This window comes from Pseudomonas sp. LBUM1679 (genome assembly GCF_059695565.1).
Genome location: NZ_CP166774.1, coordinates 3273818 through 3300376 on the forward strand (window position 1 = coordinate 3273818; position 26559 = coordinate 3300376).

The window sequence follows — 26559 nt, forward strand, 5'->3', positions numbered from 1 at the left end:
AACACAACCCCTACAGGAATCGACTCATGATCCGAAAGACCCTGACTCTGGCCCCCTTGGCACTCGTAGCGACCCTCGGCCAGGCGGCCGAAACCGTCAAGATCTACAACTGGTCGAGCTACATCGCCCCGGACACCACGAAAAACTTCCAGAAGGAAACCGGCATCGGGTTCAGTTACGACGTTTATGACAGCAACGAAACCCTCGATGGCAAGCTGATGACCGGCAACTCCGGTTACGACGTGGTGTTCCCGTCCAATCACTTCATGGCGCGGCAGATTCAGGGCGGGGCGCTGAAGACGCTCGACAAGAGCCAGTTGCCGAATTGGAAAAACCTCAATCCGGTGCTGCTCGACGCCTTGCAGACCAACGATCCGGGCAACGAGCACGGGTTCCCGTACCTGTGGGGCAGCACCGGCATCGGCTACAACATTGCCAAGGTCAAGGCGGTATTGGGTGATGACGCGCCAGTGGATTCCTGGGACCTGATCTTCAAGCCGCAGTACATGGAAAAACTGCAGAAGTGTGGCGTGGCCATCCTCGACAACGGCCCGGAACTGCTGCCGGCAGCGCTGAACTACCTGGGGCTGCCGCATCACAGCAAGCACCCGGACGACTATAAAAAGGCCGAAGCGCTGTTGATCAAAGTCCGGCCGTACGTCAGCTACTTCCACTCGTCCAAGTACACCGGCGACCTGGCCAATGGTGACATCTGCGTGGCCGTCGGTTTCTCCGGCGACATCCTGCAAGCGGAAAGTCGTGCCAAGGAAGCCAACAACGGCATCGAGATCGGCTATTCGATTCCCAAGGAAGGCTCGGCCATCTGGTTCGACATGGTGGCCATGCCTGCCGATGCTCCGGATGAGAAGGCCGGCTATGCCTTCATGAATTACCTGTTGCGGCCGGACGTCATGGCCAGCATCAGTAACCATGTGCGCTATGCCAACGGTAACCAACAAGCCGATAGCCTGATCGACCCGGCAATCAAGAACGACACCAAGGTCTATCCGAGCCCGGAGATGATGGGGAAATTGTTTGCGCTGGAAGCGATGCCGCTGAATGTCGACCGGATTCGCACGCGTGTCTGGAACAAGATCCGGTCGGGGAGCTGACGATCGCGTACACCATCGAAATCCCGGTCGGCCGTCAGACCGCCATCGCTGGCAAGCCAGCTCCCACAGGTAATCGGGTCGTACACCAATCCCGAGGCCGGCAAAGGTGCGCTGTGGGAGCGCTTGGCATCAGCAAAAGGGACCTGCGGTTGTCTTCAAGCGATCAACGCCGATCCAGCCACACCGTCTGGGCATTGCAGAACTCGCGGACGCCGAAATGCGACAGCTCCCGGCCAAAGCCGCTTTTCTTCACGCCGCCAAAGGTTACGCGCGGGTCGCTGGCACAGTAGCCATTGATGAACACACCGCCGGTTTCCAGTTCTCCGGCCATCTGCTGCGCCAGCTCGACGTTGCGCGTGTAAATGGTCGCGGCCAGTCCGAACTCACTGTCGTTGGCCAATGCCAGGGCATGGGCGGCATCTCGCGCGGTAATGATCGAGGCGACCGGGCCGAACAGCTCCTGTTTGAACGAGGTCATCTGGTCGGTGACATCGGCGAATACCGTAGGCTCGTAATAGTTGCCAGGACCTTCAGCCTTCTTGCCGCCCATCAGCAAGGTCGCGCCTTCTTCCAGGGTGTCGCGCACTTGTTGATCCAGTTCGTCGCGCAGATCAAAACGGGCCATGGGACCGATATAGGTCTCGGCCGCCAATGGATCGCCGACCACCAGTTGGCGGGTGGCTTCGACGAACTTGCGCGTGAATTCCTCGACGATGTCCTGCTCGACAATCAGGCGCTTGGCCGCCGCGCAGACTTGCCCGGTGTTCTGGTAACGGCCAATGACGGCGGCTTTGACTGCTTCATCCAGGTCGGCGTCGTTGAGCACGATGAACGGATCTGAGCCACCCAGTTCCAGCACGCACTTCTTCATGGCGGCACCGGCCTGGGCACCAATGGCCATGCCGGCGCGCACGCTGCCGGTGAGGGTCACCGCGGCGATGCGGGGATCGGCGATCGCCGTGGAGACACCGTCCGGCGTGACATTGATCACCTCGAACACGCCTTGCGGGAAGTTGGCGCGCTGCAAGGCATCACGCAGCAAATAGGCTGATCCCATTACGTTTGGCGCATGCTTGAGGACGTAGGTGTTGCCGGCGATCAAGGCTGGTACCGCACCGCGCAGCACTTGCCAGATCGGGAAGTTCCACGGCATCACCGCCAGAATCGACCCCAGCGGGCGATATTCGATGCGCGCCTTGCCGCCTTCGACCAGCGTCGGCTCGGCGGTCAGCATGGCCGGGCCGTGTTCGGCATACCATTCACACAGCTGTGCGCACTTTTCGATTTCGCCGCGCGCCTGGGCGATGGGCTTGCCCATCTCCACGGTGATCATGTTCGCCATTGTGGCGGCGTTGTCGCGCAGTGTCCGGGCGAGAACGACCAAGGCCTGGGCACGTTGCTCGACAGGCGTACGGCGCCAGATCGAGTATCCGGCCGCGGCGCGGGCCAGGGCGGCGTCCAGGTCCGATGCGGATTGGAATGGGTAGTGGCCGACCTGCTCGCCGTTGGCGGGGTTGATCGAAATGGCATGGGTGAGGCTGGAAATCTGGCTCATGGCACCGTCCTGCTGGGTGGGTATAGGCTCAGATTAAGCTGGCGAGCTGGTTCTGGAAACTGAATAATACTGAGTATATCGTTCACGTTTGGAGAATGACTTGGATCTGGTACAGCTCGAGATTTTCAAAGCCGTGGCCGAGCACGGCAGTATCAGCGTGGCCGCCCAGCACATACACCGGGTGCCTTCGAACCTGACGACGCGGATCAAGCAGCTGGAGCTGGACCTGGGCGTGGACCTGTTTATCCGCGAGAAGAGCCGTCTGCGCTTGTCTCCGGCCGGGTGGAGTTTTCTCGACTATGCCCGGCGTATCCTCGACCTGGTCCAGGAAGCCCGTGCCACAGTGGCGGGCGAGGAGCCGCAAGGCTCGTTCCCCTTGGGCTCGCTGGAGAGCACCGCGGCGGTACGCATCCCCGAACTGTTGGCCGCCTATAACCAGCGCTACGCCAAGGTCGAACTGGATCTGTCCACCGGACCTTCCGGGACCATGATCGACGGCGTGCTGTCGGGCCGGCTGGCCGCCGCCTTTGTCGACGGTCCGGTGTTGCACCCGGCCCTGGAAGGGGTGCCTGCCTTTGAGGAAGAGATGGTGCTCATCGCGCCGCTGAACCATGGCCCCATTCTTCGCGCGCAGGACGTCAACGGCGAGAGCATTTATGCATTCCGCTCCAATTGTTCCTATCGGCATCACTTCGAAAGCTGGTTCGCCAAGGATGCAGCGGTGCCCGGGCGGATTTTCGAGATGGAGTCTTATCACGGCATGCTGGCCTGCGTCAGCGCCGGAGCCGGCCTGGCGCTGATGCCCCGCAGCATGCTCGAGAGCATGCCCGGGTGCGCCACGGTGAGTGTCTGGCCATTGTCGGAGTCGTTCCGGTTCCTGCGCACCTGGCTGGTGTGGCGCCGGGGCACGGTGTCGCAAAGCCTGACCATGTTCGTGCGCCTGCTGGAGGAGCGAGGGGTGGTGCGGGAAGAGGCGTAAGCAAACGGGAGCGGGTGCTGCTCCCGTTGGTGAATAACCTTGTGCTAATTCGCGCGCCCGAGGATCGCTTGAGCGCGCGCAATGACCGGCGCATCGACCATTTGCCCATCCAGCACGAAAACCCCTTCGCCCAAGGTCGCGGCCTCCATGATGCGCTGCGCCCAGTGCCGTTCTTCAGGGCTGGGTGTCAGCGCTTGATGGATGATCGCCACCTGGCTCGGATGGATACACAGCGCGCCGCCAAACCCCATGTCGCGGGCAAACTGTACGGCGTCATGCAGACCTGCGGTGTCCTGGATCGAGGGGAAGACACCGTCCAGCGCCGGGGCCAGGCCGGCAACCCGGGTGCCGAGCAGTACCGCGTAGCGGGCATGGCTGAGGAACGCTTCGGCGGCGCGGCTACCGGTGGTCAGGTTCAGGTCCAGGCCGAGATCAAGGCTGCCGAACGATAAGCGCTCGACACCCGGGGCGCCGGCAATGTCGTGGAGTGCAGCCAGGCCTTTGGCGCTCTCGATGATCGGCCAGACCGGTTTGCCAGTGCTGGCCGCTGCATGCACCTGTGCCGCGCTTTCGGCCTTGGGCAGCAAGACTCCGATCACGCCGGCATGCTGGCGGCATAGCTGCAGGTCCGCAGCATGCGCCTGGTGATCCGGGGCATTCACTCGCACCAGAATCCGCGCCTGCCGGTTTTCACTCAAGAAGCGCTGCAGATTGTCCCTGGCCTGATCCTTGAGGTTTTCCTGCACGGCATCTTCCAGGTCGACAATGACCCGATCCGCGCCAGTCGCGATGGCTTTGGGGATGCGCTCGGGGCGCGTGGCCGGGACAAACAGGGCGGAGCGAACGATCGACAGGTTCATGGTGTTTCTCCCTCGCTGAACTCGACTTCCCCGATCTGCGCGGTGCCGTCCTGATTCCCGGCCCAGACCTGCGCCTTGCCGTTGCCGAGCAAACGCCCGCCGACCTCGAAGGGCTGGGGTGCAAACAGCGGTCGAAGCCCTCGGAAGGTAAAGCGCTCCAGTCGCGCGCGAGGGTGCGCCCGGGTAAAGGCACGCAGGTTCAGGGTAGCGATCAATGGCCCATGCACCACCAGCCCCGGATAGCCTTCGGCCTCGGTGACATAGGGCCAGTCATAGTGAATCCGGTGGCCATTGAAGGTGACTGCGGAATAGCGGAACAGCAACGTCGGGGAGGGTTCGACCTGCTCCTGCCATTGGCCTTCGGGGAGCACTTCGGTGCCGATCAGTTTGGGTGGAGTCGGTTCGCGGTAGACGATGTCCTGCTCGTCCTGCAGGGCGCGCTGGCCGTCCTGGAAATACTCATGGCGTACCGTGACGAACAGCAACGACCCGGTGCGGCCGTGCTTCTCTTCGACATTGATAATGGTCGAGACACAGGTCACCTGCGCCTCCACCTTCAGCGGCTGGTAGAACTCGATACGGCTGCCGGCCCACATGCGATTGCGGTTGTGGGCCGGCGGCAGGAAGCCGCCGAGCGCGGGATGACCGTCCGGGCCCAGCTCGCTGGCTGCCACCGGTTCCTGAAAGAACGCCCAGTGCCACAGGGGTGGGAGCGGTTCGCCGGGCTGCGGCGTCATTTCGTTCAATGTCGCGGCAATGCGTTTCACCAGGTTCAGACTGATCCGGTCCTGGCATTCCTGGCGACGTCCAATCCAGGCTGAAAAATCTAAACGGCTCATCGCTAATTTTCCTGTCGGTCAGTGGTCGTGGTCGCGGCTAGATCGCCCCGGCTGCACGCAGTTGTTCGATGCGGTCCGTCCCCCATCCCAGCTCCCTGAGCACCTGTTCGGTGTGTTGGCCAAGGCCCGGTACGGCATCCATGCGTGGCTCGAACGCACTGTTGCTGCCCGGCGGTAACAGGCTAGGCACCGCGCCGGCAGCGGTCTCGACTTGCCGCCAGCGCTCACGGGCCCGGAGTTGTGGATGATCCCAGACCCCTTGCATGTAGTTGACCCGGGCGTTGGCAATCTGCGCATGGTCCAGTCGATCAATGACCGCATCGAAGTTGAGGGTCGAGAACGACTCGACGATCAAGTCCCGCAACGCGTGACGGTTTTCGACCCGTTTGAAGTTGGCACAAAAGCGCTCGTCCTTGGCCAGTTCCGGCGCCAGCAGCACCTTGTCGCAGAACAACTGCCATTCACGTTCGTTTTGCAAACCCAGCATGACCGTGGTGCCGTCACCGATGGGGAAGGGGCCATAGGGATAAATCGTGGCATGGGCGGCGCCGGCGCGTGGGGGCGGCGGCGCACCGTCGTAGGCGTAGTACATCGGGTAGTTCATCCACTCGACCAGGCTTTCCAGCATCGACACATCGAGGTGACTGCCTTCACCGGTTCGCCCGCGCAGCAGCAGTGCGGAGAGGATGCCGGTGTAGGCGTACATGCCGGCCGCGATGTCGGCGATCGAGCATCCGGCCTTGGCCATTTCTGCTTCGCCCGAGCCGCCGGTCACCGACAGAAAGCCGCCTTCGCTTTGGATCAACAGGTCGTAGGCTTTTTTCTTTTCATAGGGGCCTCCCGCGCCATAGCCTGAGATGTCACACACAATCAGCTGCGGAAAACGTTGATGCAGCGCCTCGAACGAGAGGCCCATTCGCGCAGCGGCACCGGGTGCGAGGTTCTGCACGAACACATCGGCGGTGGCCAGCAGACCGTCCAGCACCTCGGTAGCCGGGTCTTGTTTGAGGTCGAGGGTCAGGCTTTCTTTCGAGCGGTTGGTCCAGACGAAGTGCGAGGCCAGGCCGTTGACGCGCTGGTCGTAGCCCCGGGCGAAATCGCCGACGCCTGGACGTTCGACCTTGATCACACGGGCACCGAGATCGGCCAGTTGTCGAGTGCAGAAAGGCGCGGCAATGGCATGCTCGAGACTGACGACGGTGATGCCATCGAGTGGGCGGATGCTTTTGGGCTGGCTCATGATTTATCTCTCTTGTTATCAGAAAGAGCGCGGCAGTTCGAGCAGGTGTTCGGCAACGTACGACAGGATCAGGTTGGTGGAGATGGGGGCGACCTGATACAGGCGGGTTTCGCGGAACTTGCGCTCGACGTCGTATTCGCAGGCGAAACCAAAACCACCGTGGGTCTGCAAGCAGGCGTTGGCGGCTTCCCAGGAGGCCTTTGCCGCCAGGTACTTGGCCATGTTCGCACTGGCTCCGGCGTTCTCGCCGTTGTCGTATTCCTCGCAGGCACGCCAGCGCATCAGGTCGGCGGCCTCGATCTCGATATGCGCTTCGGCAATGGGGAATTGCACGCCCTGGTTCTGCCCGATCGGTCGGCCGAACACCACGCGGTCGCGGGCATAGGCACTGGCCTTCTCGATAAACCAGCGACCGTCGCCGATGCACTCGGCGGCGATCAGGGTGCGTTCGGCATTCAGGCCGTCGAGGATGTACCGGAAGCCTTTGCCTTCCTCGCCGATCAGGCTGTCCACGGGGATCTCCAGGTTGTCGAAGAACAACTCGTTGGTCTCGTGGTTGACCATGTTCGCGATCGGTTGCACGGTCAGGCCGTTGCCGATGGCTTCGCGCAGGTCGACCAGGAAGATCGACATGCCTTCGGACTTTTTCGTCACCTCGGCCAAAGGCGTGGTGCGCGCCAGCAGGATCATCAGGTCGGAATGCTGGACCCGCGAGATCCAGACCTTCTGGCCGTTGATCACGTACTTGTCGCCGCGCTTGACCGCCGTGGTCTTGATCTTGGTGGTGTCGGTGCCGGTGGTGGGCTCTGTCACGGCCATCGATTGCAGGCGCAATTCACCGCTGGCCAGTTTCGGCAGGTAATAGCTTTTCTGCGCCTCGCTGCCGTGGCGCAGCAGGGTGAACATGTTGTACATCTGCCCGTGAACGGTGCCGGAATTGCCGCCGCAGCGGTTGACTTCCTCGAGGATCACCGAGGCTTCGGCCAGACCGAGGCCGGAGCCGCCGTATTCGACAGGGATCATCGCCGCCAGCCAGCCAGCGTCGGTCAGGGCCTTGACGAAGGTTTCAGGGAAGCCTTTTTCTTCGTCGACCTTGCGCCAGTAAGCCGCATCGAATTCAGCGCACAGGGCACGTACGCCCTCGCGGATGGAAGTGAGTTCTTCAGAGTTACGGTCAGTCATTATTATTCTCCTCAGCGCGTCACGCACGGTTTCTGCCCTGCGTGAGCGGGTCCGGGCAAAGAGCAATCAGATCGGGTTGAAACCCAGGGCAGCACGAAAGCGATTCTTGATGTAGTGCCCGTCGCGCGGTGGCAGCACCCGTGGCGGGTTTTGCGCTTTGATCTTGATCGTCGCGAGCTTGACGCCATCGCGGGTTGCGAAGCGCTCGCGCAGGTCGTGCACGCCCTCCATGTCGCGGATTTCATTGGTCCAGCTGAAGCCGCAGGTTTTCGCGACCTGGTCCAGGGAAATACCGAAACCGGCGTGACTGACCTGCATGCCGGTCTCACCAAAATGCCCGTTATCCAACACCGCGATGGTCAGGTTGGCAGGCTTTTGCAACGCGACGGTTGCCAGAGCGCCAAAGCCCATGAGCAGCTCGCCGTCACCGGTGACCACCACCACCGACTTGTTCGGCTGCGCATTGGCCAGGCCCAGGCCCACCGTGATTGCACTGCCCATGGCGGCCCACAGGTAATAATTCAGAACGTTGTCACCGGCGGCCATGACGTCGTAAGACGCCGAGCCCAGACCGGTCACCACCAGCACGTCTTTGCGGTCGGCCAGCAACGCCTTGACCACTTCACGGCGGCACAGGGTGTGGTTTGCGCTTACTTGACCCATTTCTTTTCTCCAATCAGGCGCTGACCGAGCAGCAGGGCAGTGGCGCAATCACCGTTGAAGGCCATGGTCGCGGCACCGTGCAGCAGCGGGGCTACATCTTCAGGGGCGTCCGCGCGCCAGGTCAGGACCTTCATCAGGTTCAGCGAGGCTTCGGTGGCCTGGCCCATCGGGTTCTGCCAGGCGTTGAACTCCGCCCAGTCGCCGCGCATGGTGACCACCATCAGCAATGGGAAGCCGGCACAGACTTGAAGCGCCAGGGTGTTGATGCAGTTCCCGACGCCACTGGACTGCATCAACAGCGCGCCGCGCTCTCCGCCCAGCCAGGCGCCGGCGAGGTAGCCGATGCCTTCTTCTTCGGTGGTGAGGACGACGGCCTTGATGTCCGGGTCTGCATACGACATGCGGATGGCCGCCGAGTGGCCTGCATCCGGGACGAAGACCACGTGTTTGACGTCGTGGGCCTTGAGCACGCGGAACACGTCCTCCTGCCAGTCTTGCCCTACGGTGTGTTCAGCTTCTGTTGACATGCCCATCTCCCAAGCAGTGCTGCTTTTGTGTTTTCACACATTCTGGGAGTGCTGGAAGTGAACTGCGACTACCGTTTTTGTCTTTGAGATATGCCCGTTTGGTATAGCTGGGCGGTGATGGGAACGAGCCTGAATTTAAATGTGGCGAGCATCTGTGGCGAGGGAGCTTGCTCCCGCTGGGGCGCGCAGCGGCCCTAAAACCTGCGTGCCTGTTGTGTCAGGCGTACCGCATTCTCAGGTTTTACGACTGCTGCGCAGCCGAACGGGAGCAAGCTCCCTCGCCACAGGTTCTGTGTTCGGCATGTCTACGCACTGTCGGAGCGAGCTAGCTCCAGGCGGTGTTCCGACGATGGACGTCAACGATAACGCGTGTTTTTTGGATAAACGCAGCGCTCTCCGGTTTATCCCGAGCAATAGGGAAAGAGAGGGTTCAACGCAGAACAGAGCAGGGCAGTTCCTTCTCACGTTAGGGTTTTGCCAAATCCCATTGACACTCTTTCAACCTATCTATGTCAGTGCCGCTCCCTCCTCGCATATCAATGTTGCCGTCGGCGTCAAGGTATATGTGCATGTTGGGCCATTGCGGGGTGATGCTGATGCAGTGCCAGCGCTCGTTCTCGGCAGCCCAAGAAAACTCCATGAAGAACTCGGCATCAGGGAATAGAAATCCGTGGTCACTAACGGCGCCACCGGGGGACATCCGTGCCCTGTATATCCGGTCTTGGACGTTCCATGTGTACCGCAGCTCCTTCACCGCATCCTTGGGGTAATGGACGGTTGCAGTGGGTAGTACATAAATATTCCAGAGGACCATTAACTGCAATACCAGCAGCGGCAGCAGTAGTGGCAACAACGGAATCCATAGCCACCACATGCACCGTATACGGGGTTTATTTACAGACAGGGACACGAACTTTTTCCTACATTTTCATCGGAGTGGCGGACAACACTTCATTCGTGATTTTCAGCCTTTTGCATCTTTCAAGGGGGCGCGGTGTCCGTGATGCATTGTTTCAGTCGATCCGAATCCGTACCGCTGCCTTCGCTGTGGTCAATGTCGCCGTTGGCATCGAGGTAGATGTGCGTATCGGGCCACTTCGGGGTTATGTTGACGCAGTGTCGGAGAGCGCCATCGTTCCACCAGGAAATTTCCATGAAGAACTTCTCATCTGGAAACAAGAAGCCATGATCCCTTGTGCTGGTGCCTGGGGGCAGGCCGCCTTTGTATATCCGGTGTTGCACGTTCCAGATGAACCGCAGTTCGTCTACGCCATTCTTGGAGTAATGGATGGTTGCCGTGGGCAGCACAATGATTTGCCAGAGGGCGATTAGCAGAAGCACCAGCAGTGGCAGCAGTAGCGGTAACAACGGAATCCACAGCCACCGTATATAACGTGATCGAGGTTTATTTGCAGACGTGGACACGGACACCATCTCCCCAGTTTTCTGGAGCAACTGCCAACACTTCATTCATGATCATCTGCGCGGTTATTCCGCCATTGGGGTGCTGGTTGGCAAGCTTCGTGCCGATGCTGATCGATACTCTATCAGCCACATCATCCCATGATCGCAACTTCGTCCAAGGACTGCCTGTAGGACGGGGGCCGAGGCGTTTTCTTTCTTCTTTGGGTTTTGTTAGTAACTCATCAACCTTGCGCAGGGAGTCCGAGGCGATTTGTTCAGCCCCGGCACCGTCCAGTAGCAAACTTTCTGAAAGCCCTCCTGCAATGCCAATGTACCCATAGTGAATGTTCGACCAGATATCGTAGTAGTACTCGTACTTCCCTTGCTTGTGACGCACGACACCGTTGTACATCGCCTCCAGCTTCGGCTTGTGATCCCACTCCATATTTTGACCCACTTGCTTAGTCCAGATCGCCATCGCCTCCAGCTTTTTCGCCAATGCGATGCTGTTGAAATTCGGTGGCCCGGCCAGTCTGGCGTACCAGGGTAACGCCTGAAATTTCCTGGCCTGTGCGCTGCTGTCGTAGTTGATCAGCTCCTTCATTTTCAACACGGCTGGATGCTGGATGTTTCGATTCATCTCGCCAGCGATGTAGGCGGCAAGTTCTTCCATCTGGTCAGGATGATTGCAGTCCGCAGGACTTGTTGCTGCGCCGGAGTTGGCGAAAGGAGCAGCGGCTTTCTCTGCTAGCGTTGAATCGGCCGGTTGGGCCCTTGTCGTTGGGCTGCTATCTGGCTGGGCTGCTGAGCGAGCGGCTGCCCCTGGAGCTCGCGATCGTTCGATCGGTGCAATAAGCCGGTTGCTGCCTGGCGGGCAGTCGCAGTGGATTAGCGCCCCGTCCAGTACGGTCGGTATCCCATTCCATTTCATCGCGGGCAGACTGTCGATGATGACGCCGGCTTTGCCGCATTGCTTGCAAGGGGTGGTTTTATCCCCGAGCCGCAACACCCCGCGTCCGCCTTGTGCCGCATTGGGCAAGCTGCTGATGCACACCGCTCCGGTGGTCGTCAGGTCACCGTGAAGCCCTTGTCCAATTCCGTTGGCAGCGCCACGTCCCATCATTCAGTCCTCGATGGGAGCTGTTCGCTGAAGCCGGCAAGCTGCTGCGAGAACGGTGATTTATTCAGAGTGAGGAGCAATGCAGAGGAGACTTCGTTGGTATACGACAGGTGCGAGGGTGAACTCATTTCCATGATCCTGATCCTTGGGAGTTTTGGCTGCTTTTCCCTTATCGCCTGGGCGTGCGTGCTGTGGCGCTTGCCTGTCAGGGCAATGACATTGAATAAGAGGATGGAAAATCAGCAGGCCGTACCCTAGAACCATGGTCATCGGAAGTAAGTAGGGCGTTTCCCAAAACCACGTAATCCCAAAGAATTTAACGGGTAGGAATTTTCAGTTCGCTTTGGCGCTGTTACTCAGTGACGCAAGAAAGGGCCCATGGATGACAGGGGCCCTTTCAAGTTACACCATCGGGCATCGTCAGGCCCTGACAGCGTCCGGCCTTGCACATCCCTTCAACCCGGTCCGCTCTTCGATCTCCCCGGAACCGCTGATGTATCCATAACGCGACAGGTTCGGCATCAGCATCGAGGCGATGAACGTAATGGTCACGATTGCCGCGACATAGAAGAAGAAATACTCCTCGATCCCCTGGGATCTAAGCGACAAGGCCACGTATTCCGCTGTCCCGCCGAACGCCGCATTGCCTACGGCATATGGAAAGCCCACGCCCAGTGCGCGCACCGCAGGCGGGAACAGTTCGGCTTTGACGATCCCGGCAATCGGGGTGTAGAGCGACGCAATGGCCAGGCCGCCGAACACCAGCAAGAACGCCATGAACGGACTACTGACCGACTGCAGCGAATAGAGCAGGGGGATCACCAGCAGCATGGCCAACCCGGAAAACATCAGCATGTGCGCCTTGATCCCGATGCGGTCGGCGAGCAAGCCAAACAGGGGCTGGCAGAACATGAAGCCGACCAGGGCGGCGGTCATGATGAAGCTCACCGTCTCCGGGCTGAAGCCGGCGGAGATCACCAGGAACTTCTGCATATAGGTGGTGAAGGTATAGAAGTACAGTGACCCGCCGATGGTGAACGCCACCACCAGGGCAACAGCGCGCTTGTGCTTGAACATGCCGCGCAACGAGCCGGCATCTTTGCGGTTCATGTCTTTCTTGGTCGCGGTTTCATGCATGGCGCGCCGCAGATACACCACGACGATCGAGCTCAGGGCGCCGATGAAGAACGGAATCCTCCAGCCCCATTCGCGCAACTCCTCACCCGTGAGGGTTTGCTGGAGAATGACCACGGTCATCAAGGCCAGCAGTTGTCCGGCGATGATGGTGAAGTACTGGAAGGAGCCATAGAAGCAGCGCCGACCCGGTGTGGCGATTTCACTGATGTAGGTAGCGCCGGTGCCATATTCCGCACCCACGGACAGCCCTTGAATCAACCTGGCGACCACCAGCATCACTGGCGCTGCGACCCCGATCGTTTCATAGGTCGGCATGACGGCGATCAGCAACGAGCCGGCGCACATCATGAACACCGAGATGATCATCGAGACCTTGCGGCCGCGAGTATCGGCAATCCAGCCGAAAATCCAGCCGCCGAGAGGGCGCATGAAAAAGCCGACAGCGAAGACGCCGGCGGTGGCGAGCAACTGGGTGGTTGTATCCCCCTTGGGGAAAAACGAAGCCGCAAAATAGATGGCGGTGTAGGCGTAGATGAAAAAGTCGTACCACTCCACCAGATTGCCTGAGCAGGCGCCCATGATGGCCCTGACGCGATTCTTACTGGTCAACGCACCGGTCGTGGAAGCGTGGTCGGTTGAGTTAGTAGTTGATGCGGACATGATGTTCACCCTTTTCTTCAAGGCGAGACGATACGAGGAGCACCCTGGGGCGTCTGCGACGTTGCTGGCTCGATGGGGTAGATACGCTTAGCGTCGCGGCATTGACCCATTGACGATCAAGGCTGAAGAGGGGGGATGCAAACGAGCGATCAGCTGCTCGCTGACCGGATGAGCCAGATAGCTCAGGCAAAGAGTAACGGTGTAGATCATGGCGCAAGCCCTCGAATCTTATTCTTGTAGTAAGTCGAGCGCTCTGGCGTCGACGTTGAATGCACGCTACCGCAGAGTGAGGAGGTTAATAAGCCGTCAGCCAGGCCTAACTGATATACCGAAATTTTATAGCTGGCCTTGCAACCCCAGTGGGCGGGGGTTACAGCCGGCTCGAAAGTCGCAAAGGCCCCGGCGATGCGGGTCCCTTGGCATACCAGACAACGCCATTGCGTTTACACTGACGCCACGTTCGACACATTTCGCGCCGAACCCGACTTTGACTGGCCAGGTAATGGATGTCGTTCAACTCAAAACCCTGATTCACGTGGCCGAACTGGGCAGTCTCAGCAAGGCCTCCGACCGGCTGCACATCGCGCAACCGGCACTTAGCCGCCAGATTCGATTGCTGGAAAAAGAACTCGGCACCTACCTGTTTGACCGACATGGGCGCGGCATGGAAATTACCGATGCCGGCCGCGAAGTGTTGGCGCATGCCACCCGGATCATGGAAGAAATGGAGTCCATTCGAAGCTCGGTGGTAGGGGGAAAGGCTTCTTTTCGCGGAACGGTGGTCATCGGTACGACACCGACGGTAGCCGAAATCGTCACCGTGCCCCTGGTGCGCAAGATCAAGGAGGCGCACCCGGATCTCGCCATCAGGTTTTCCTCTGCCTTCAGCGGCTACCTGCTCGATTGGGTGCAGCGTGGCGAACTGGAGCTGGCGATATCCTACGATCCGCAACCGTTGCATACGCTGCGGATCGTGCCGGTGATGATGGAAAACCTGCTACTGGTAGGTCCCGCCAGCGCCAGCCTGCGGCTGGATACGCCGGTGACGTTCGAGTCTTTGGCCGAGCAAGCATTAGTGTTGCCGAGCGCCAGGCACAGCTTGCGGGTGATTCTGGATAATTGTGCGCGTGAAGTCGGGATCAAGCTCAACACCAGCGTTGAAGCCGACTCCTTCGGCGCCATGATCGACCTGGTCGGCAATGGCTTTGGTTTCACCGCGTTGCCTCTGGCATCGATTTACCGGCAGATCGAAGCGGGCGTGCTCAGTGCCGCGCCCCTGGTCGACCCCGTTCCGATGCGCAAGCTGGTCCAGGTCTTTCCCGCTGACAGGCGAGTCAGTCCGGCGGCAAAATTTGTCGGCGATGCGTTCATCGAGATTGCCGCCGATCTGGTCAATCGCAACATCTGGGCGGGGCACCTGCTTTGAACATGCTGCCAATTACGCTGATAGGGCTGCAGAGTTTGGGCGGTGGAGGGATTGTTGTCGCCCGAGGGTGATGCGGTGCCCGTAAGGGCCTCATCTTCGGAACGCCGCCCGGGGCAAGCCCGCGATGAACGATAACGCGGTCTCAGTCTTCCTTGCGCACCGTGGCCACTTCAGCAGCCCTGACCTTCACCTTCGCCCCGGAAATATCTTCAAACTCGTAAAAACCGTACTTGGTCTCGGTGTCCGGCATGTCCTTGGTCAAATACTGGGTGCCGTTCTGCAGGGTCACCACCGTCGGCGTCGAGCAACCGGCCAGGGCCAGAAAGGCCGCCACGGCCAAGGGCAAACCCAGAGTCTTGATATTCATACCCACCTCTCATCCTTTTAAAAGAAAACAGCCCACGGTCTCGTTCGAGCGTTATCGCAACTGTACCTCTAAGGCAGTTGGTGCGATGGATCGGCAGAAAGTTCGACAGGCGGCAAAAAAACACGCCGATTGCCCGCCGCTGATCCTTTTCCATTTGCACCGCACCGGCTGTAGCTGGTATCTGTACGCATAACCAGTACTCGCTCGCCATGGCCCTTTTTCCTGTGACTGCAAATCCCCTCGACGACCCGTTCTACTACTTGAACAACTTCATGCAAGTGCTTGATTGGCTTGAGCATCGCTATGCCGATGTGTTGAGTGTCGAGGAGCAGCGGTTCATCGGCGATTTCTATCAGCTGCCCCGGCCCTCCAGGGCGCTGCTGGTGCGGATGGTGATGCGCAGGGGCATACACTTCCGGGCGAGCAAGCTGCAGTACGCCGAGATCGGCGACACCGCGAGCGCTGCCGGCCCGTTGCTGGCGCTGGGCTGGATCGACGAGCAGGCGCCGCTGTCGGTCGCGGAACTGTTCGAGGTGCTGCTCAAGGCGGAAATCCTCCAGTGCCTTGGCGCGGCCATCGATCAGCCCAAGGGCAAGAAGACCGATTGGCTGCCGGCATTGAGCGAGCAGTTTGCCGAAGCCCGATGCTTCAGCCACTGGTGCGAGGCATTGGATGATCGACTGTTCAGCCTGACCATCATGGGTCTGTGTGATCGCCTGCGCCTGATGTTCTTTGGCAATCTCTACCAGGACTGGTCGGAGTTCGTGCTGGCCGACCTGGGAATTTTTACTTATGAAAAAGTCGAGTTCTGCGCCGACTCCCGGGGCTTGCGCAGCCGCGAGGATGTGGATGCCTGCGTTTTCCTGCATGACTGTCAGCAGCGTTTCGAAGCGGGCGAAGCGCTGGCCGGCATTGTCGAGCAGGTCAACGGGCTGGCGCTGGACAATCCCTGGCTGCAACGTCGTCGCGACAAACTGCTATTTCAGATGGGTCAATATTGCGAACGCACCGCCGATTTCGCCACGGCCCTGGGCATCTACCGCGAGTGCGCCTGGCCCGGCGCGCGGTTGCGCCTGATTCGCGTGCTGGAGCGCTGCGGCGAGTATCAGTTGGCGCTGGACCTGGCCAGCCATGCCGAGCAATCCGCGCAAAGCGCCGCCGAACAGCAACACTTGCTGCGGGTGTTGCCCCGACTGCGGCGCAAGCTCGGCGGGCCGCCCATCAAGCGTTCGTCCCCGCGGGAAATGCTGCGCCTGGACCTGCAACTGCCCAGGACCGATCCGGCGCTGTCGGTGGAATATCATGTCCAGGCTCACCTGGCACACGCATCGGCACCGGTGCATTACGTGGAGAACAGCCTGATCAACTCGCTGTTCGGGCTGCTGTGCTGGCCAGCGATCTTCGCGCCCTTGCCGGGAGCGTTTTTTCACCCGTTCCAGCGGGGGCCGGTGGACCTGCTCAATGAAGACTTCCATGTGCGTCGGGCAGACCTGTTCCAGGCCTGCCTGGCCGAACTCGACGACGGACGTTACCGCCAGACCATCCGTGACCGTTATGCCGCCAAGTGGGGCGTGCAATCACCGTTCGTGTTCTGGGGCGTATTGAGCGAGGAGTTGCTCGATCAGGCCCTCGATTGCCTGCCGGCCGATCACCTCAAGCACTGGTTCCATCGCCTGCTGCTGGACATCAAAGCCAATCGCGCCGGCATGCCGGACCTGATCCAGTTCTGGCCGCACGACAAGACCTACCGCATGATCGAAGTCAAAGGCCCCGGCGATCGCCTGCAGGACAACCAGTTGCGCTGGCTGGAGTTCTGCCATGAGCACCAGATGCCGATTGCCGTGTGCTACGTGCAATGGGCGGAGCAGAGCGCGTGAGCTACAGCATCGCGGTGCGCGCGTTGTGCGAGTTCACCGCCAAGGTCGGCGACCTTGACTTGCGCTTCACCCCGTCGCCGACCGCACTGGAAGGCATCGTCGGGCATCGCACCGTGGCGTCCCGGCGCAGCGAGGGTTACCAGAGTGAAGTCGCGCTCGAAGGCCGGTATCAAACGTTGAAGATCAAGGGCAGGGCGGACGGCTACGACCCGGTGCAAAATTGCCTGGAAGAAGTCAAAACCTATCGCGGTGACTTGAGCAAACAGCCCGCCAACCACCGCCAGCTGCACTGGGCGCAGGCGAAGATCTACGGCTGGCTGATGTGCCAGAAACTGGAACTGGCGCAGATCAACCTGGCGCTGGTGTACTTCGACATCGTCAGCGAAAAGGAAACCTGCCTGGTCGAGGCCTTCAGCGCGCCAGAGCTGGGACTGTTTTTCGAGCACCACTGCCGCCTGTTCCTGCAGTGGGCCGAGCAGGAAATGGCGCACCGCGAAGGACGCAATCGTGCGGCGCAACAACTGGCGTTTCCCCATGCCGACTTTCGTCCGGGGCAGCGTCATCTGGCTGAATCGGTCTTCAAGGCGGTCAGTACCGGTCGCTGCCTGATGGCCCAGGCACCTACGGGGATCGGCAAGACCGTCGGCACCTTGTTTCCAATGCTCAAGGCCCTGGCGCCGCAGCAACTGGACAAGGTGTTCTTCCTGACCGCGAAAACCCCGGGCCGCAAACTGGCGCTGGATGCCGCGCAAGTCATCCTCGACAGTGCCGAAGCGCCACCCCTGCGGGTTCTGGAAATGATCGCCCGGGACAAGGCCTGCGAGCATCCGGACAAAGCCTGTCACGGCGAATCCTGCCCGTTGGCCCAGGGTTTCTATGACCGCTTGCCCGCGGCGCGCCAGGCCGCCAGCGAGCTGACCCTGCTGAACCAGAGCGCCTTGCGCGAGGTAGCACTTGAACATGACATTTGCCCGTATTACCTGAGCCAGGAAATGGCCCGCTGGGCAGACGTGGTGGTTGCCGACTACAACTATTATTTCGATTTCAGCGCGCTGCTGTTCGGGCTGGCCCAGGCCAACAACTGGAAAGTCGCGGTGCTGGTGGACGAAGCGCATAACCTGGTGGAGCGGGGGCGGCAAATGTACAGTGCCAGCCTCGATCAATCGACCCTCAACGCTGTGCGCAAAACCGCCCCGCCAGCGCTGAAGACAGCCTTGCAGCGGGTCAACCGGCAATGGAATGCCCTGCATGACCTGCAGCTCGGCGCCTATCAGGCGTACGACAAGGCGCCGGAAAAATTGCTCCAGGCCCTGTCGTCCTGCAGTGCGAGTATCGGCGATTACCTGAACGATCATCCGCAAGGCCTGGACAGCGCCTTGCAGGGTTTTTACTTCGACATGCTGCAGTTTTGCCGGGTCGCCGAACTGTTCGATGAACAGTTCCTGTTCGACATCAGCAAGCGCGACCTCGAGCGCAAGAAAAACCTTTCACAGCTGTGCCTGCGCAACGTGGTGCCCGCTGGCTTCATCCGCCCGCGCCTGACGGCTGCGCGCAGCACCGTGTTGTTTTCCGCGACCCTGAGCCCGCGCCATTACTACGCCGATCTGTTGGGCACGCCGGCGAACACGGTATGGATCGATGTCGAATCACCCTTTCACGCCGATCAGCTGCAAGTGCACATCGTCAGCCAGATCTCCACCCGGTTCGTTCATCGCCAGTCGTCCCTGGCGCCGATCGTCGAGCTGATCGCCAGGCAGTTCAGCCAGCGTCCCGGCAACTACCTGGCGTTTTTCAGCAGCTTCGATTATTTGCAGCAAGTGGCGCAGTTGCTGGCGCAAAGACATCCCCATATCAACCTGTGGGCGCAGTCTCGAGGCATGGCGGAAGGGCAGCGCCAGGGTTTTCTCGATCAGTTCACCGCCGACAGCCAGGGCATCGGTTTCGCGGTGCTGGGCGGGGCGTTTGGCGAAGGCATCGACTTGCCCGGGGCGCGCCTGATCGGTGCGTTCATTGCCACCCTCGGGCTGGCGCAACTCAACCCGGTCAACGAGCAGGTGAAACATCGCATGGCGGCGATTTTCGGTGCCGGGTATGACTACACCTACTTGTTCCCCGGGGTGCAGAAAGTGGTCCAGGCGGCGGGCCGGGTGATTCGCACCCAGCAGGATCAAGGGGTCGTCATGCTGATCGATGACCGGTTTGGCGACAGCAAGGTCAAGCAACTGCTGCCGCGCTGGTGGACGATTGCGCCCGCGACTTATGTCGCGCGGCAACCCCCCGAGCAAGCAGTCATCCAGGACACCGCCCAGGGTTGCGCACAGCCCGCGTTGTTTTGAGCTTTCCAAATTTTCCGTTTGTCCCATAATCCACAGAAACATCCACGACGTGAGTGATCAATGAGCGAAGATCGAAGCAAAGCCACCGCCATCGATGACAGTCGTTTTCGCCTGTTGATCGATGCTGTGATTGACTATGCGATCTACATGATTGATCCCGATGGCATCATCACCAGCTGGAACGCCGGCGCCAGGCGTTTCAAGGGGTATGAGGAGGCCGAGATTCTCGGCCAGCACTTCTCGCGTTTCTACACCGAAGAGGATCGACGCGCGGGTATGCCCCAGCGCGCGCTGAACACGGCAATCAACGAAGGGCGTTTCGAAGGCGAGGGCTGGCGGGTGCGCAAGGACGGTACGCACTTCTGGTCGCACGTGGTCATCGATCCGATTATCGACCCGTCGGGCAAGTTGCTGGGGTTTGCCAAGATCACCCGGGACCTGACCGACCGCAAGATGGCCGAAGAGACCCTCAAGCAAAGCGAGCAGCAATTCCGCCTGCTGGTGCAAAGCGTCACGGACTACGCGATCTATATGCTCGCCCCGGACGGCCGCGTGACCAACTGGAATCTCGGGGCCCAGCGCATCAAGGGCTACTTGCCCGAAGAAGTGATCGGGCAACATTTTTCGATGTTTTATACCCCGGAGGACCGCGAGGCTGGCGAACCGCAACGGACCCTGTCCGTTGCCACCCGTGAGGGGCGATTCGAAAACAAAGGCTGGCGCGTGCGCAAGGACGGTACGCGGTTTTTGGCGCATGTCGTGGTCGATCCGATTTGGGGTGAGACCGGCACGCTACTCGGCTTCGCCAAGATTACCCGTGATATCACCGAAGTCACCCAGGCCCAGCAGGTCCTCGAGCAAACCCGCGAGGCGCTGTTCCAGGCGCAGAAGATGCAAGCCATCGGCCAGCTCACCGGAGGCATTGCCCACGATTTCAACAACCTGTTGACGGTGATCCTCGGTAACCTGGAAATTGTGCGCAAGCGCGTGGGTGACGACCCGCGCATTACCCGGCTGGTGGATAACGCCACCCAGGGCGCTTTGCGTGGCGTATCGCTGACCCAACGCATGCTGGCGTTTGCCAGGCGCCAGGAACTCAAGGCCGAACCCGTCGAGATACCAGCGCTGGTACAAGGTATCTCCGGCTTGTTGCGCAGCTCCCTCGGACCTTCCGTGGTCCTTGAAACCCGCTTTTCCCCCGAACCTGAACCGGTCCTGGCCGACGTCAATCAGCTTGAACTGGCAGTGCTGAACCTGGCGACCAACGCCCGGGATGCAATGCCCCATGGCGGGAAGATGGTGATCAGCGCCAGAACGGAAGAGGTTCACGACCAACTCCAGTTCACCCCGATGAAGGGCCGCTATGTCTGCCTGAGTATCAGTGACACGGGGGAAGGCATGGATGAGACCACGCTGGCCTCGGCGATGGACCCGTTCTTCACCACCAAGGGGGTGGGTAAAGGCACGGGCCTGGGGTTGTCGATGGTGCATGGTTTTATCGAACAACTGGGCGGGCGCTTCATACTCAAGAGCCAGAAAGACGCGGGCACGACGGCAGAACTGTGGATACCCGTTGCCACGACCGGTTCGGTTGCCATGCCCGCTACCGACGAAGAAACCGCACCGCCGGTGCCTCGCCTGTGTGTGCTGGTGGTGGACGACGACAGCCTGGTGTTGACCAGTACCTGCCTGTTGCTCGAAGACCTTGGGCACCGGGTGGTCAGCGCGGTGTCCGGGGCGCTGGCGCTGAAAGCGCTCGATGCCGAGCCCGCCATCGACCTGGTCATTACCGACATGGCCATGCCGCAGATGAATGGCGCGCAACTGGCGCAGGCCATCCGAACCCTGAAACCAGACCTGCCGATCATCCTCGCGACCGGCTACGCCGAACGACTGGAAGGTTTTGCGATGCAACTCCCGCGCCTGTCCAAACCCTATACCCAGCTCAATCTGGTGGAGATCATCGCCTCGACCATGAAATGATCACCGCACGACCTGCATACCGCTGGATTGTGGAAAACGCCAAACCCCTTTGTAGGAGCCGGCTTGCTGGCGAAGGCGTCTGCATGGGCGATGCATGGCTTGAGGCCGTTTTCGCTGGCAAGCCAGCTCCTACATGGATCACCGGTGTACCGAACATCAGGTCGCGGAGTGCGCATTCTTCCTGAAGCCGCGCAGGTTCATGGCGCACAGGCAAAACTGCAACACGATCAGGGCATAGGCCTGGGTGTGGTAACCCCATATCACCCACAACACATTGCTCACGATAAAACAGATGAAGCCCGAGACCCGGCGTTCGGGGTTTTGCGAACCGATCAGCCACGCGGCCAGCACCGTGACCACCATGGCTGGCCATTGCACCCAATCGAGATAGTCCATTGCTGACCCCTTGTGTTGTCAATCCGGCTGAACTTGTCGGCAGCGGTTTCTTCTAAAGGTCTTTGTAGCCCTCGGGTGATTCCTGTGCCAAGAATACTGACCGAGGCCCCGGCCGAAGAAACCCTCACCGAACACAATGCCAAAATGTTTGGTTCGCCCAAGGAGCGCCTGGATTTCTATCGCCGGGAAATCCAGTACGAAACCAGCATTCTGGCCAATCGCACCGACGCCTACCTGGCCGCGCAATCGTTTTTGCTGATCGCCTTTGCCTCCTGCATGTCCAACCTCAATCCGGAATGGGGCAAGCTCTTCACCCTGGTGGTGCCGCCATTCCTGGCGTTGTTGGGGCTGCTCAGTTCGCTCAACGCCTGGCCGGGTATTCGAGCGGCCTACGACATTATTGATCATTGGCATTTCAAGCAGAGTGAGTTGTTGCGCAGCGAGCCCTTGATGGGCCTCGCCTACGATGAATCGCCGTTGTTCAGTGAGATGGAATCGTCCCATAAGGGCTATCGCAAGTCCCTGTTGTTTTCGGTGCGTACGCCGTGGATTTTCGCCACGTTCTGGGTGTTGCTGGGCAGCTATGCGGTTTATATCCAGGTGACCAATCCCGGTGGGTGAGTCAGTGGCAAACCTGTGGCGAGGGAGCTTGCTCCCGCCTGAGTGCGTAGCACTCACAAAAAATCGGCATTGTTGCCATATTTTTGGGGCCGCTACGCAGCCCAACGGGAGCAAGCTCCCACGCCACAAAGGTCGGTGTGCCGCAGTGTCGCGCTAGACCCGCATCAAGCAGCCATGTTGCCTGCACTCATTTCTTTCTTGTACTGAGCCTTCAAGGTTTCCATCTGCGCCCCCAGTTCTTCGAGGGTGGCTTTACCCAACAGCTTTTTCGCCTGAGGAAACATTTCCGTCTCTTCCTCTTCGATATGGTGCTCCAGCAGTTCCTTGACCACTTTCACCCGACCGGCGAATTCCGGAGTGGAGGGGTCGGTGACTTTCAAATCGGGCAGCACCAGCGAATCGACCGTGCGATGTTCTTCCTTGGCTTCGTAATACATCACGTCCTGCTCCTTGCCCCCGGCTTTCTTGTACGCCGGGTACAAGACTTCTTCTTCAAGACGGGTATGAATGGTGATTTCCATTTCCAGCTTGGCCAGCAGTTCGCCGCGTTTTTTGATACCCCGCTCGGTGGATTCGCTTAATTGAGTCAGGATGCCTTTTACGCGTTCATGGTCAGCTTTCAACAGGTCTATGGCGTTCATGGTCGAGTCTCTCAACTAGTCAGGGAATGAGCGCGAACGGTCTCAAGGCCGAAGGTCGCTCCTCGTTCAGGAGCATTTGTCGTGCCGGTTCTTTCGCTGGAACAACATCCATATGAATCAATAGCTTGAGATCCTTGATGGCAAACCGGAGTCGTGCAGGCTGCATGAGTCTGGACATTGACTCATGCAGTTCGCGGCGTCGCCGTTTACCCTGTGCAATACCTCGATTTTCAGCCTTGACCGCTGATCAGATTCGCCCCGCATGCAACTGAACTCGCGGTTCTGCCTCGTTCCCTTAATACAGACAATCGATGTCTTTATTGACCAGTGAGGATGCAGCCATGCGTGCAATGACTTACCACGGAGCCCATGACGTCAAAATCGAAACGGTGCCCGATCCTGCTATCGAAGCAGCCGACGACATCATTTTGCGGGTGACGGCTACCGCCATTTGCGGATCGGATTTGCATTTGTATCGAGGCAAGATTCCAACCGTGGAGCACGGCGACATTTTTGGTCATGAGTTCATGGGCATCGTCGAAGAAACCGGCTCGGCAGTGACGGCCGTGCAGCGCGGTGATCGGGTGGTGATCCCGTTCGTGATCGCGTGTGGCGAGTGTTTTTTTTGCCAGCGTGACCTGTTCGCCAGTTGTGAAACCACCAATACCGGTCGTGGCGCCATCATCAATAAAAAGGCGATTCCACCACCCGCTGCCTTGTTCGGCTTCAGTCGGCTGTATGGCGGCATCCCGGGTGGGCAGGCCGAACTGGTCAGAGTGCCCAAGGCCAACACCGGGCCTTTCAAGATTCCCGGGCTGCTCGCGGACGAGAAAGTGCTGTTCCTGTCGGACATCCTGCCCACGGCGTGGCAAGCGGTACTCAACACCGGGATCGGGCCGGGTTCCAGCATTGCGATCTATGGCGCCGGGCCGGTGGGGCTATTGAGTGCGGCGTGCGCGAAGATGTTCGGTGCCGAGCAAATCTTCATGGTCGACCATCACGACTATCGGCTGGCTTATGCCCAGCGCACCTATGGCGTGATTCCGATCAACTTTGATGACGATGATGATCCGGCTGACACCATCATTCGCCAGACGGCGGGTAGCCGTGGGGTGGACGCGGTGATCGATGCCGTAGGCTTCGAAGCCAAGGGCAGTACCACGGAAACGCTGCTCGCCACGCTGAAACTCGAAGGCAGCAGCGGCAAGGCGTTACGTCAGTGCATCGCCGCCGTGCGCCGTGGTGGGGTGGTGAGTGTGCCGGGCGTCTATTCCGGGTTTATCCACGGTTTCCTGTTCGGCGATGCGTTCGACAAGGGCCTGACGTTCAAAATGGGCCAGACCCATGTGCAGCGCTATTTGCCGGAACTGCTCGGGCACATCGAAACTGGACGCCTGCAACCGGAGGCGATCATCACTCACCGCATGTCCCTGGAGCAGGTGGCCGAGGGGTACAGGATTTTCGACAAGAAACAGGAGGAGTGCCGCAAGGTGATTCTCACGCCGGGTTCCAGTGATGTGCCTCTGACCGAAACTGTGGAGACTGCGCCTATCCCGGCGTTATAGACCCCGTCAGCTCCAGGTACTGATCACCTGTGTAATTGGATGGACTCGCCCAAGCCGAGGCGTCAATGCGCCACGGTGTCAGTCGCTATAGATGTCGACTGTGCAGCCCTCATCGCGGGCAAGCCCGCTCCCACAGGAATCGTGCCATGCACGAATTGTGTGCCCGGCGCAACACCTGTGGGAGCTGGCTTGCCTGCGATGGCGTCCTTTGGATCGCTGCCGCATGCACCTGCTGTTACACCCTGGATTCAGCTTTCTGGTGCAAACGTTGCGCGTTTTGCGTAGACATCGACACCGGAGGGAAATCGGCGTTGAGTACGCGCAAGTGTTCGATCGCTTCCTTGAACTTCAGGTTGGCCTTCCTGCGTATGTCCAGATAGCGATCAAACAGTTCCCCATCCATTTCGCTGCCATCGAGCAGCTCGAAGGCGCTGCGGCTGAGCGCCTGGGCCTCGGCAAACATCTGACGGTTGCGTTCCAGGGCGAATGCCCGGCAGGCTTTGATTTCTTCGCAGGTTGAATAGTGAATCATGACCAGCACCTTATTTTTCGAGGTCCTTTTTAATAGGCTTGGCGCCGCAGGGGAGCCGAACCTGAACCATCGCGCCATATAAAAGCCGGGCGGGATTAAGCGTATGACCCGCCGGATCGCCCAAGGATTTCAAATTTATGAAGGCGAAAATTCGATGATTCCGACAGTAAAAACCCAGAGATAAAATCAACTATCCTGTTTTTTACGCCGTTCATATCGAGCCAGGATCGGTTGGGTACTGATCCCGTGGAGCAGGATGCTCAGCGCGACCACGGACAGGGTCAGATCGATGCACAGCGTTGCTACAGACGGCGCCAGCCCGTGGTTCAATGCATAAAACAGATAAAACAGGCTGCCGATGCCGCGTATGCCGAACCAGCCGATCAACAGGCGCTGGCGACTGTCCAGCAAACCACCCCAAGGCATGGCGACCACGCTCAACGGTCGAATCAGGCAGAACAACACGCCGGCAACCGCCAACGCGCGCCAGTCCCAGTGAGCGATCAGCACCACGCCGAGCAGCGTCACCAGGAAGACTTCCATGGCCCGCTCCACCAGCCCGCCGAAGGCGAGCATGTCGCCCATCATGATGCCCGCTGCCACCTGCGTGTCTTCAAGGCTTGCGGTATCGCCATGCACGGCGTCCTGCGGCTCGCTGTTCTGGTGCCCGACCACCGGCTGTACCAGATGCTCGGCGGGAAGCTCATCGGTGCCCGTGGATTTGACCTCTGCCTGACGCAGACCCAGGCCCGCGGCGAACACCGACAGAAAGCCGTAGCCGTGAATCGACTCGGCCACTACATACGACAGGGCGATCAACGCGAGGGCCAGGTAATCATTCGGCGAAAGCGTGCTGTCGTCGTTTTTGATCCGCAGCAACAAGGTCACGCGGCCAATACCGCGTCCCATCCAATAGCCGGTGAGCAGGCCGGCCGGCACTGCCCACAGCACGCTGCGCAACAGCCAATCACCCAGCCAGCCGGGGTTGCCGTCGAGTTGCACCAGCAGCAGGCCAAGAATAACGAAGGGAAAGGCGATGCCGTCATTGAGCCCGGCCTCACCCGACAGTCCGAAGCGCACGCTGTCGTCATCCCGGGCATCGTTGACTTGCACCAGCGAGGCGAGGACCGGGTCGGTCGGCGCCAGAATCGAGCCGATCAGCACCGATGGCCCCCAGGTCAGCTGGAACCCGTAGTGCAGCAACAGACTGACGCCGGCAATGGTCAACAGCATCACCGGACCGGCCAGCCCGAATGCAATCCGCCAGTTTTTGTCCCTGAGCGGCGAGCGCAATTTCAGGCCGCAGACGAACAGCGAAAACAGCACCGCGACTTCAGTCAGGTGCTCCATCCAGATGGACGCGTCAGTCGTATCCAGTTTCAACAGCCCGAGTCCCGACGGCCCGATGGCCACCCCTAGCACCAGGCACACGGCGGAGGTGGTCACCGGCATCCAGCGCAGGTACGACGACGTCAGTGCCAGCGTCAGCAGCACAGCTCCCAATACCGCCACCCAGACAATGAAACTCATGATCGGG

Annotated in this window: 24 protein-coding genes; 9 read left to right on the top strand and 15 right to left on the bottom strand. The window is 59.9% G+C overall.

What is annotated here, in order from left to right; translation table 11 throughout:
- The first annotated feature begins 26 nt into the window (after positions 1-26).
- Positions 27-1112: a polyamine ABC transporter substrate-binding protein gene (locus tag ACA062_RS15005; protein ID WP_497457090.1), complete on the top strand. Its 1086-nt coding sequence runs from the start codon at positions 27-29 to the stop codon at positions 1110-1112.
- A gap of 163 nt (positions 1113-1275) precedes the next feature.
- Here the strand turns inward: ACA062_RS15005 and ACA062_RS15010 are convergent, their stop codons facing one another.
- On the bottom strand, positions 1276-2667 hold the full coding sequence (locus ACA062_RS15010) for an aldehyde dehydrogenase family protein (RefSeq protein ID WP_497457091.1): 1392 nt from the start codon (positions 2665-2667) through the stop codon (positions 1276-1278).
- Between the two features lie 100 nt (positions 2668-2767).
- Between ACA062_RS15010 and ptrR the strand changes: the two genes are divergently transcribed.
- Positions 2768-3646, top strand: coding sequence for a putrescine utilization regulator PtrR (gene ptrR / locus ACA062_RS15015; protein WP_497457092.1), 879 nt, complete (start codon positions 2768-2770; stop codon positions 3644-3646).
- Between the two features lie 44 nt (positions 3647-3690).
- On the opposite strand, the gene ACA062_RS15020 is transcribed toward ptrR, so the two are convergent.
- The 7 genes from ACA062_RS15020 to ACA062_RS15050 form a co-directional block, all read right to left on the bottom strand.
- A complete protein-coding gene (locus tag ACA062_RS15020) occupies positions 3691-4506 on the bottom strand; it encodes an HpcH/HpaI aldolase/citrate lyase family protein (protein ID WP_497457093.1) in 816 nt (271 codons plus the stop codon).
- A complete protein-coding gene (locus tag ACA062_RS15025) occupies positions 4503-5345 on the bottom strand; it encodes an HTD2 family dehydratase (protein ID WP_497457094.1) in 843 nt (280 codons plus the stop codon). Before ACA062_RS15025 ends, ACA062_RS15020 begins: the two co-directional genes overlap by 4 nt.
- Before the next feature lie 37 nt (positions 5346-5382).
- On the bottom strand, positions 5383-6585 hold the full coding sequence (locus ACA062_RS15030) for a CaiB/BaiF CoA transferase family protein (RefSeq protein ID WP_497457095.1): 1203 nt from the start codon (positions 6583-6585) through the stop codon (positions 5383-5385).
- An 18-nt stretch (positions 6586-6603) separates the two neighbouring features.
- A complete protein-coding gene (locus ACA062_RS15035) occupies positions 6604-7767 on the bottom strand; it encodes an acyl-CoA dehydrogenase family protein (protein WP_497457096.1) in 1164 nt (387 codons plus the stop codon).
- A 66-nt stretch (positions 7768-7833) separates the two neighbouring features.
- A complete protein-coding gene (locus tag ACA062_RS15040) occupies positions 7834-8430 on the bottom strand; it encodes a thiamine pyrophosphate-dependent enzyme (protein WP_497457097.1) in 597 nt (198 codons plus the stop codon).
- Positions 8418-8957, bottom strand: coding sequence for a thiamine pyrophosphate-binding protein (locus ACA062_RS15045; protein WP_497457098.1), 540 nt, complete (start codon positions 8955-8957; stop codon positions 8418-8420). Before ACA062_RS15045 ends, ACA062_RS15040 begins: the two co-directional genes overlap by 13 nt.
- A gap of 466 nt (positions 8958-9423) precedes the next feature.
- Complete coding sequence (locus ACA062_RS15050) at positions 9424-9807, bottom strand: hypothetical protein (RefSeq protein ID WP_497457099.1); 384 nt, start codon at positions 9805-9807, stop codon at positions 9424-9426.
- Here ACA062_RS15050 and ACA062_RS15055 point away from each other — a divergent pair.
- Positions 9801-10289: a hypothetical protein gene (locus ACA062_RS15055; RefSeq protein WP_497457100.1), complete on the top strand. Its 489-nt coding sequence runs from the start codon at positions 9801-9803 to the stop codon at positions 10287-10289. The two genes, ACA062_RS15050 and ACA062_RS15055, sit on opposite strands and share 7 nt — an antisense overlap.
- Positions 10290-10362: 73 nt before the next feature.
- Here ACA062_RS15055 and ACA062_RS15060 read toward each other — a convergent pair whose 3' ends face one another.
- Entirely contained in the window at positions 10363-11484 is a 1122-nt protein-coding gene (locus ACA062_RS15060) for a polymorphic toxin type 44 domain-containing protein (RefSeq protein ID WP_497457101.1), read from the bottom strand.
- A gap of 417 nt (positions 11485-11901) precedes the next feature.
- Positions 11902-13278 (bottom strand): MFS family transporter, encoded by a 1377-nt coding sequence (locus ACA062_RS15065; protein ID WP_497457102.1) that lies wholly within the window; start codon positions 13276-13278, stop codon positions 11902-11904.
- A 502-nt stretch (positions 13279-13780) separates the two neighbouring features.
- Here ACA062_RS15065 and ACA062_RS15070 point away from each other — a divergent pair.
- The gene (locus ACA062_RS15070) at positions 13781-14704 is read left to right on the top strand and encodes a LysR family transcriptional regulator (protein ID WP_497457103.1); all 924 of its coding nucleotides are present in this window, start codon (positions 13781-13783) and stop codon (positions 14702-14704) included.
- 142 nt (positions 14705-14846) lie between these two features.
- Here ACA062_RS15070 and ACA062_RS15075 read toward each other — a convergent pair whose 3' ends face one another.
- Positions 14847-15071 (bottom strand): YgdI/YgdR family lipoprotein, encoded by a 225-nt coding sequence (locus tag ACA062_RS15075; protein ID WP_497457104.1) that lies wholly within the window; start codon positions 15069-15071, stop codon positions 14847-14849.
- Positions 15072-15280: 209 nt separating this feature from the next.
- Between ACA062_RS15075 and ACA062_RS15080 the strand changes: the two genes are divergently transcribed.
- Genes ACA062_RS15080 through ACA062_RS15090 form a run of 3 tightly spaced genes read left to right on the top strand, consistent with a single transcriptional unit; the run spans position 15281 to position 21267 of the window.
- A complete protein-coding gene (locus ACA062_RS15080; RefSeq protein ID WP_497457105.1) occupies positions 15281-16948 on the top strand; it encodes a VRR-NUC domain-containing protein in 1668 nt (555 codons plus the stop codon).
- Positions 16945-19284, top strand: a complete 2340-nt coding sequence (locus ACA062_RS15085; RefSeq protein ID WP_497457106.1) for an ATP-dependent DNA helicase — start codon at positions 16945-16947, stop codon at positions 19282-19284. The genes ACA062_RS15080 and ACA062_RS15085 overlap by 4 nt, the downstream gene beginning before the upstream one ends.
- Positions 19285-19344: 60 nt before the next feature.
- Positions 19345-21267: a hybrid sensor histidine kinase/response regulator gene (locus ACA062_RS15090; RefSeq protein WP_497457107.1), complete on the top strand. Its 1923-nt coding sequence runs from the start codon at positions 19345-19347 to the stop codon at positions 21265-21267.
- A gap of 156 nt (positions 21268-21423) precedes the next feature.
- Here the strand turns inward: ACA062_RS15090 and ACA062_RS15095 are convergent, their stop codons facing one another.
- A complete protein-coding gene (locus ACA062_RS15095) occupies positions 21424-21663 on the bottom strand; it encodes a hypothetical protein (RefSeq protein WP_497457108.1) in 240 nt (79 codons plus the stop codon).
- A gap of 84 nt (positions 21664-21747) precedes the next feature.
- On the opposite strand from ACA062_RS15095, the gene ACA062_RS15100 reads away from it, so the two are divergent.
- A complete protein-coding gene (locus ACA062_RS15100) occupies positions 21748-22284 on the top strand; it encodes a hypothetical protein (protein WP_150767772.1) in 537 nt (178 codons plus the stop codon).
- Positions 22285-22448: 164 nt separating this feature from the next.
- On the opposite strand, the gene ACA062_RS15105 is transcribed toward ACA062_RS15100, so the two are convergent.
- Positions 22449-22925 (bottom strand): PA2171 family ribosome-binding persister protein, encoded by a 477-nt coding sequence (locus ACA062_RS15105; RefSeq protein WP_064677672.1) that lies wholly within the window; start codon positions 22923-22925, stop codon positions 22449-22451.
- 341 nt (positions 22926-23266) lie between these two features.
- On the opposite strand from ACA062_RS15105, the gene ACA062_RS15110 reads away from it, so the two are divergent.
- Positions 23267-24490, top strand: coding sequence for a zinc-dependent alcohol dehydrogenase (locus ACA062_RS15110; RefSeq protein ID WP_497457109.1), 1224 nt, complete (start codon positions 23267-23269; stop codon positions 24488-24490).
- Positions 24491-24725: 235 nt separating this feature from the next.
- Here the strand turns inward: ACA062_RS15110 and ACA062_RS15115 are convergent, their stop codons facing one another.
- Positions 24726-25022 (bottom strand): hypothetical protein, encoded by a 297-nt coding sequence (locus ACA062_RS15115; protein ID WP_497457110.1) that lies wholly within the window; start codon positions 25020-25022, stop codon positions 24726-24728.
- 186 nt (positions 25023-25208) lie between these two features.
- The gene (locus ACA062_RS15120) at positions 25209-26552 is read right to left on the bottom strand and encodes a cation:proton antiporter (RefSeq protein WP_497457111.1); all 1344 of its coding nucleotides are present in this window, start codon (positions 26550-26552) and stop codon (positions 25209-25211) included.
- Positions 26553-26559 lie beyond the last annotated feature (7 nt).

Coding starts and splice junctions, on each gene's coding strand:
- ACA062_RS15005 (WP_497457090.1), top strand. CDS start 27: ATGATCCGAAAGACCCTGACTCTGGCCCCCTTGGCACTCGTAGCGACC.
- ACA062_RS15010 (WP_497457091.1), bottom strand. CDS start 2,667: ATGAGCCAGATTTCCAGCCTCACCCATGCCATTTCGATCAACCCCGCC.
- ACA062_RS15020 (WP_497457093.1), bottom strand. CDS start 4,506: ATGAACCTGTCGATCGTTCGCTCCGCCCTGTTTGTCCCGGCCACGCGC.
- ACA062_RS15025 (WP_497457094.1), bottom strand. CDS start 5,345: ATGAGCCGTTTAGATTTTTCAGCCTGGATTGGACGTCGCCAGGAATGC.
- ACA062_RS15030 (WP_497457095.1), bottom strand. CDS start 6,585: ATGAGCCAGCCCAAAAGCATCCGCCCACTCGATGGCATCACCGTCGTC.
- ACA062_RS15035 (WP_497457096.1), bottom strand. CDS start 7,767: ATGACTGACCGTAACTCTGAAGAACTCACTTCCATCCGCGAGGGCGTA.
- ACA062_RS15040 (WP_497457097.1), bottom strand. CDS start 8,430: ATGGGTCAAGTAAGCGCAAACCACACCCTGTGCCGCCGTGAAGTGGTC.
- ACA062_RS15045 (WP_497457098.1), bottom strand. CDS start 8,957: ATGTCAACAGAAGCTGAACACACCGTAGGGCAAGACTGGCAGGAGGAC.
- ACA062_RS15060 (WP_497457101.1), bottom strand. CDS start 11,484: ATGATGGGACGTGGCGCTGCCAACGGAATTGGACAAGGGCTTCACGGT.
- ACA062_RS15065 (WP_497457102.1), bottom strand. CDS start 13,278: ATGTCCGCATCAACTACTAACTCAACCGACCACGCTTCCACGACCGGT.
- ACA062_RS15070 (WP_497457103.1), top strand. CDS start 13,781: ATGGATGTCGTTCAACTCAAAACCCTGATTCACGTGGCCGAACTGGGC.
- ACA062_RS15075 (WP_497457104.1), bottom strand. CDS start 15,071: ATGAATATCAAGACTCTGGGTTTGCCCTTGGCCGTGGCGGCCTTTCTG.
- ACA062_RS15080 (WP_497457105.1), top strand. CDS start 15,281: ATGGCCCTTTTTCCTGTGACTGCAAATCCCCTCGACGACCCGTTCTAC.
- ACA062_RS15090 (WP_497457107.1), top strand. CDS start 19,345: ATGAGCGAAGATCGAAGCAAAGCCACCGCCATCGATGACAGTCGTTTT.
- ACA062_RS15095 (WP_497457108.1), bottom strand. CDS start 21,663: ATGGACTATCTCGATTGGGTGCAATGGCCAGCCATGGTGGTCACGGTG.
- ACA062_RS15105 (WP_064677672.1), bottom strand. CDS start 22,925: ATGAACGCCATAGACCTGTTGAAAGCTGACCATGAACGCGTAAAAGGC.
- ACA062_RS15110 (WP_497457109.1), top strand. CDS start 23,267: ATGCGTGCAATGACTTACCACGGAGCCCATGACGTCAAAATCGAAACG.
- ACA062_RS15115 (WP_497457110.1), bottom strand. CDS start 25,022: ATGATTCACTATTCAACCTGCGAAGAAATCAAAGCCTGCCGGGCATTC.
- ACA062_RS15120 (WP_497457111.1), bottom strand. CDS start 26,552: ATGAGTTTCATTGTCTGGGTGGCGGTATTGGGAGCTGTGCTGCTGACG.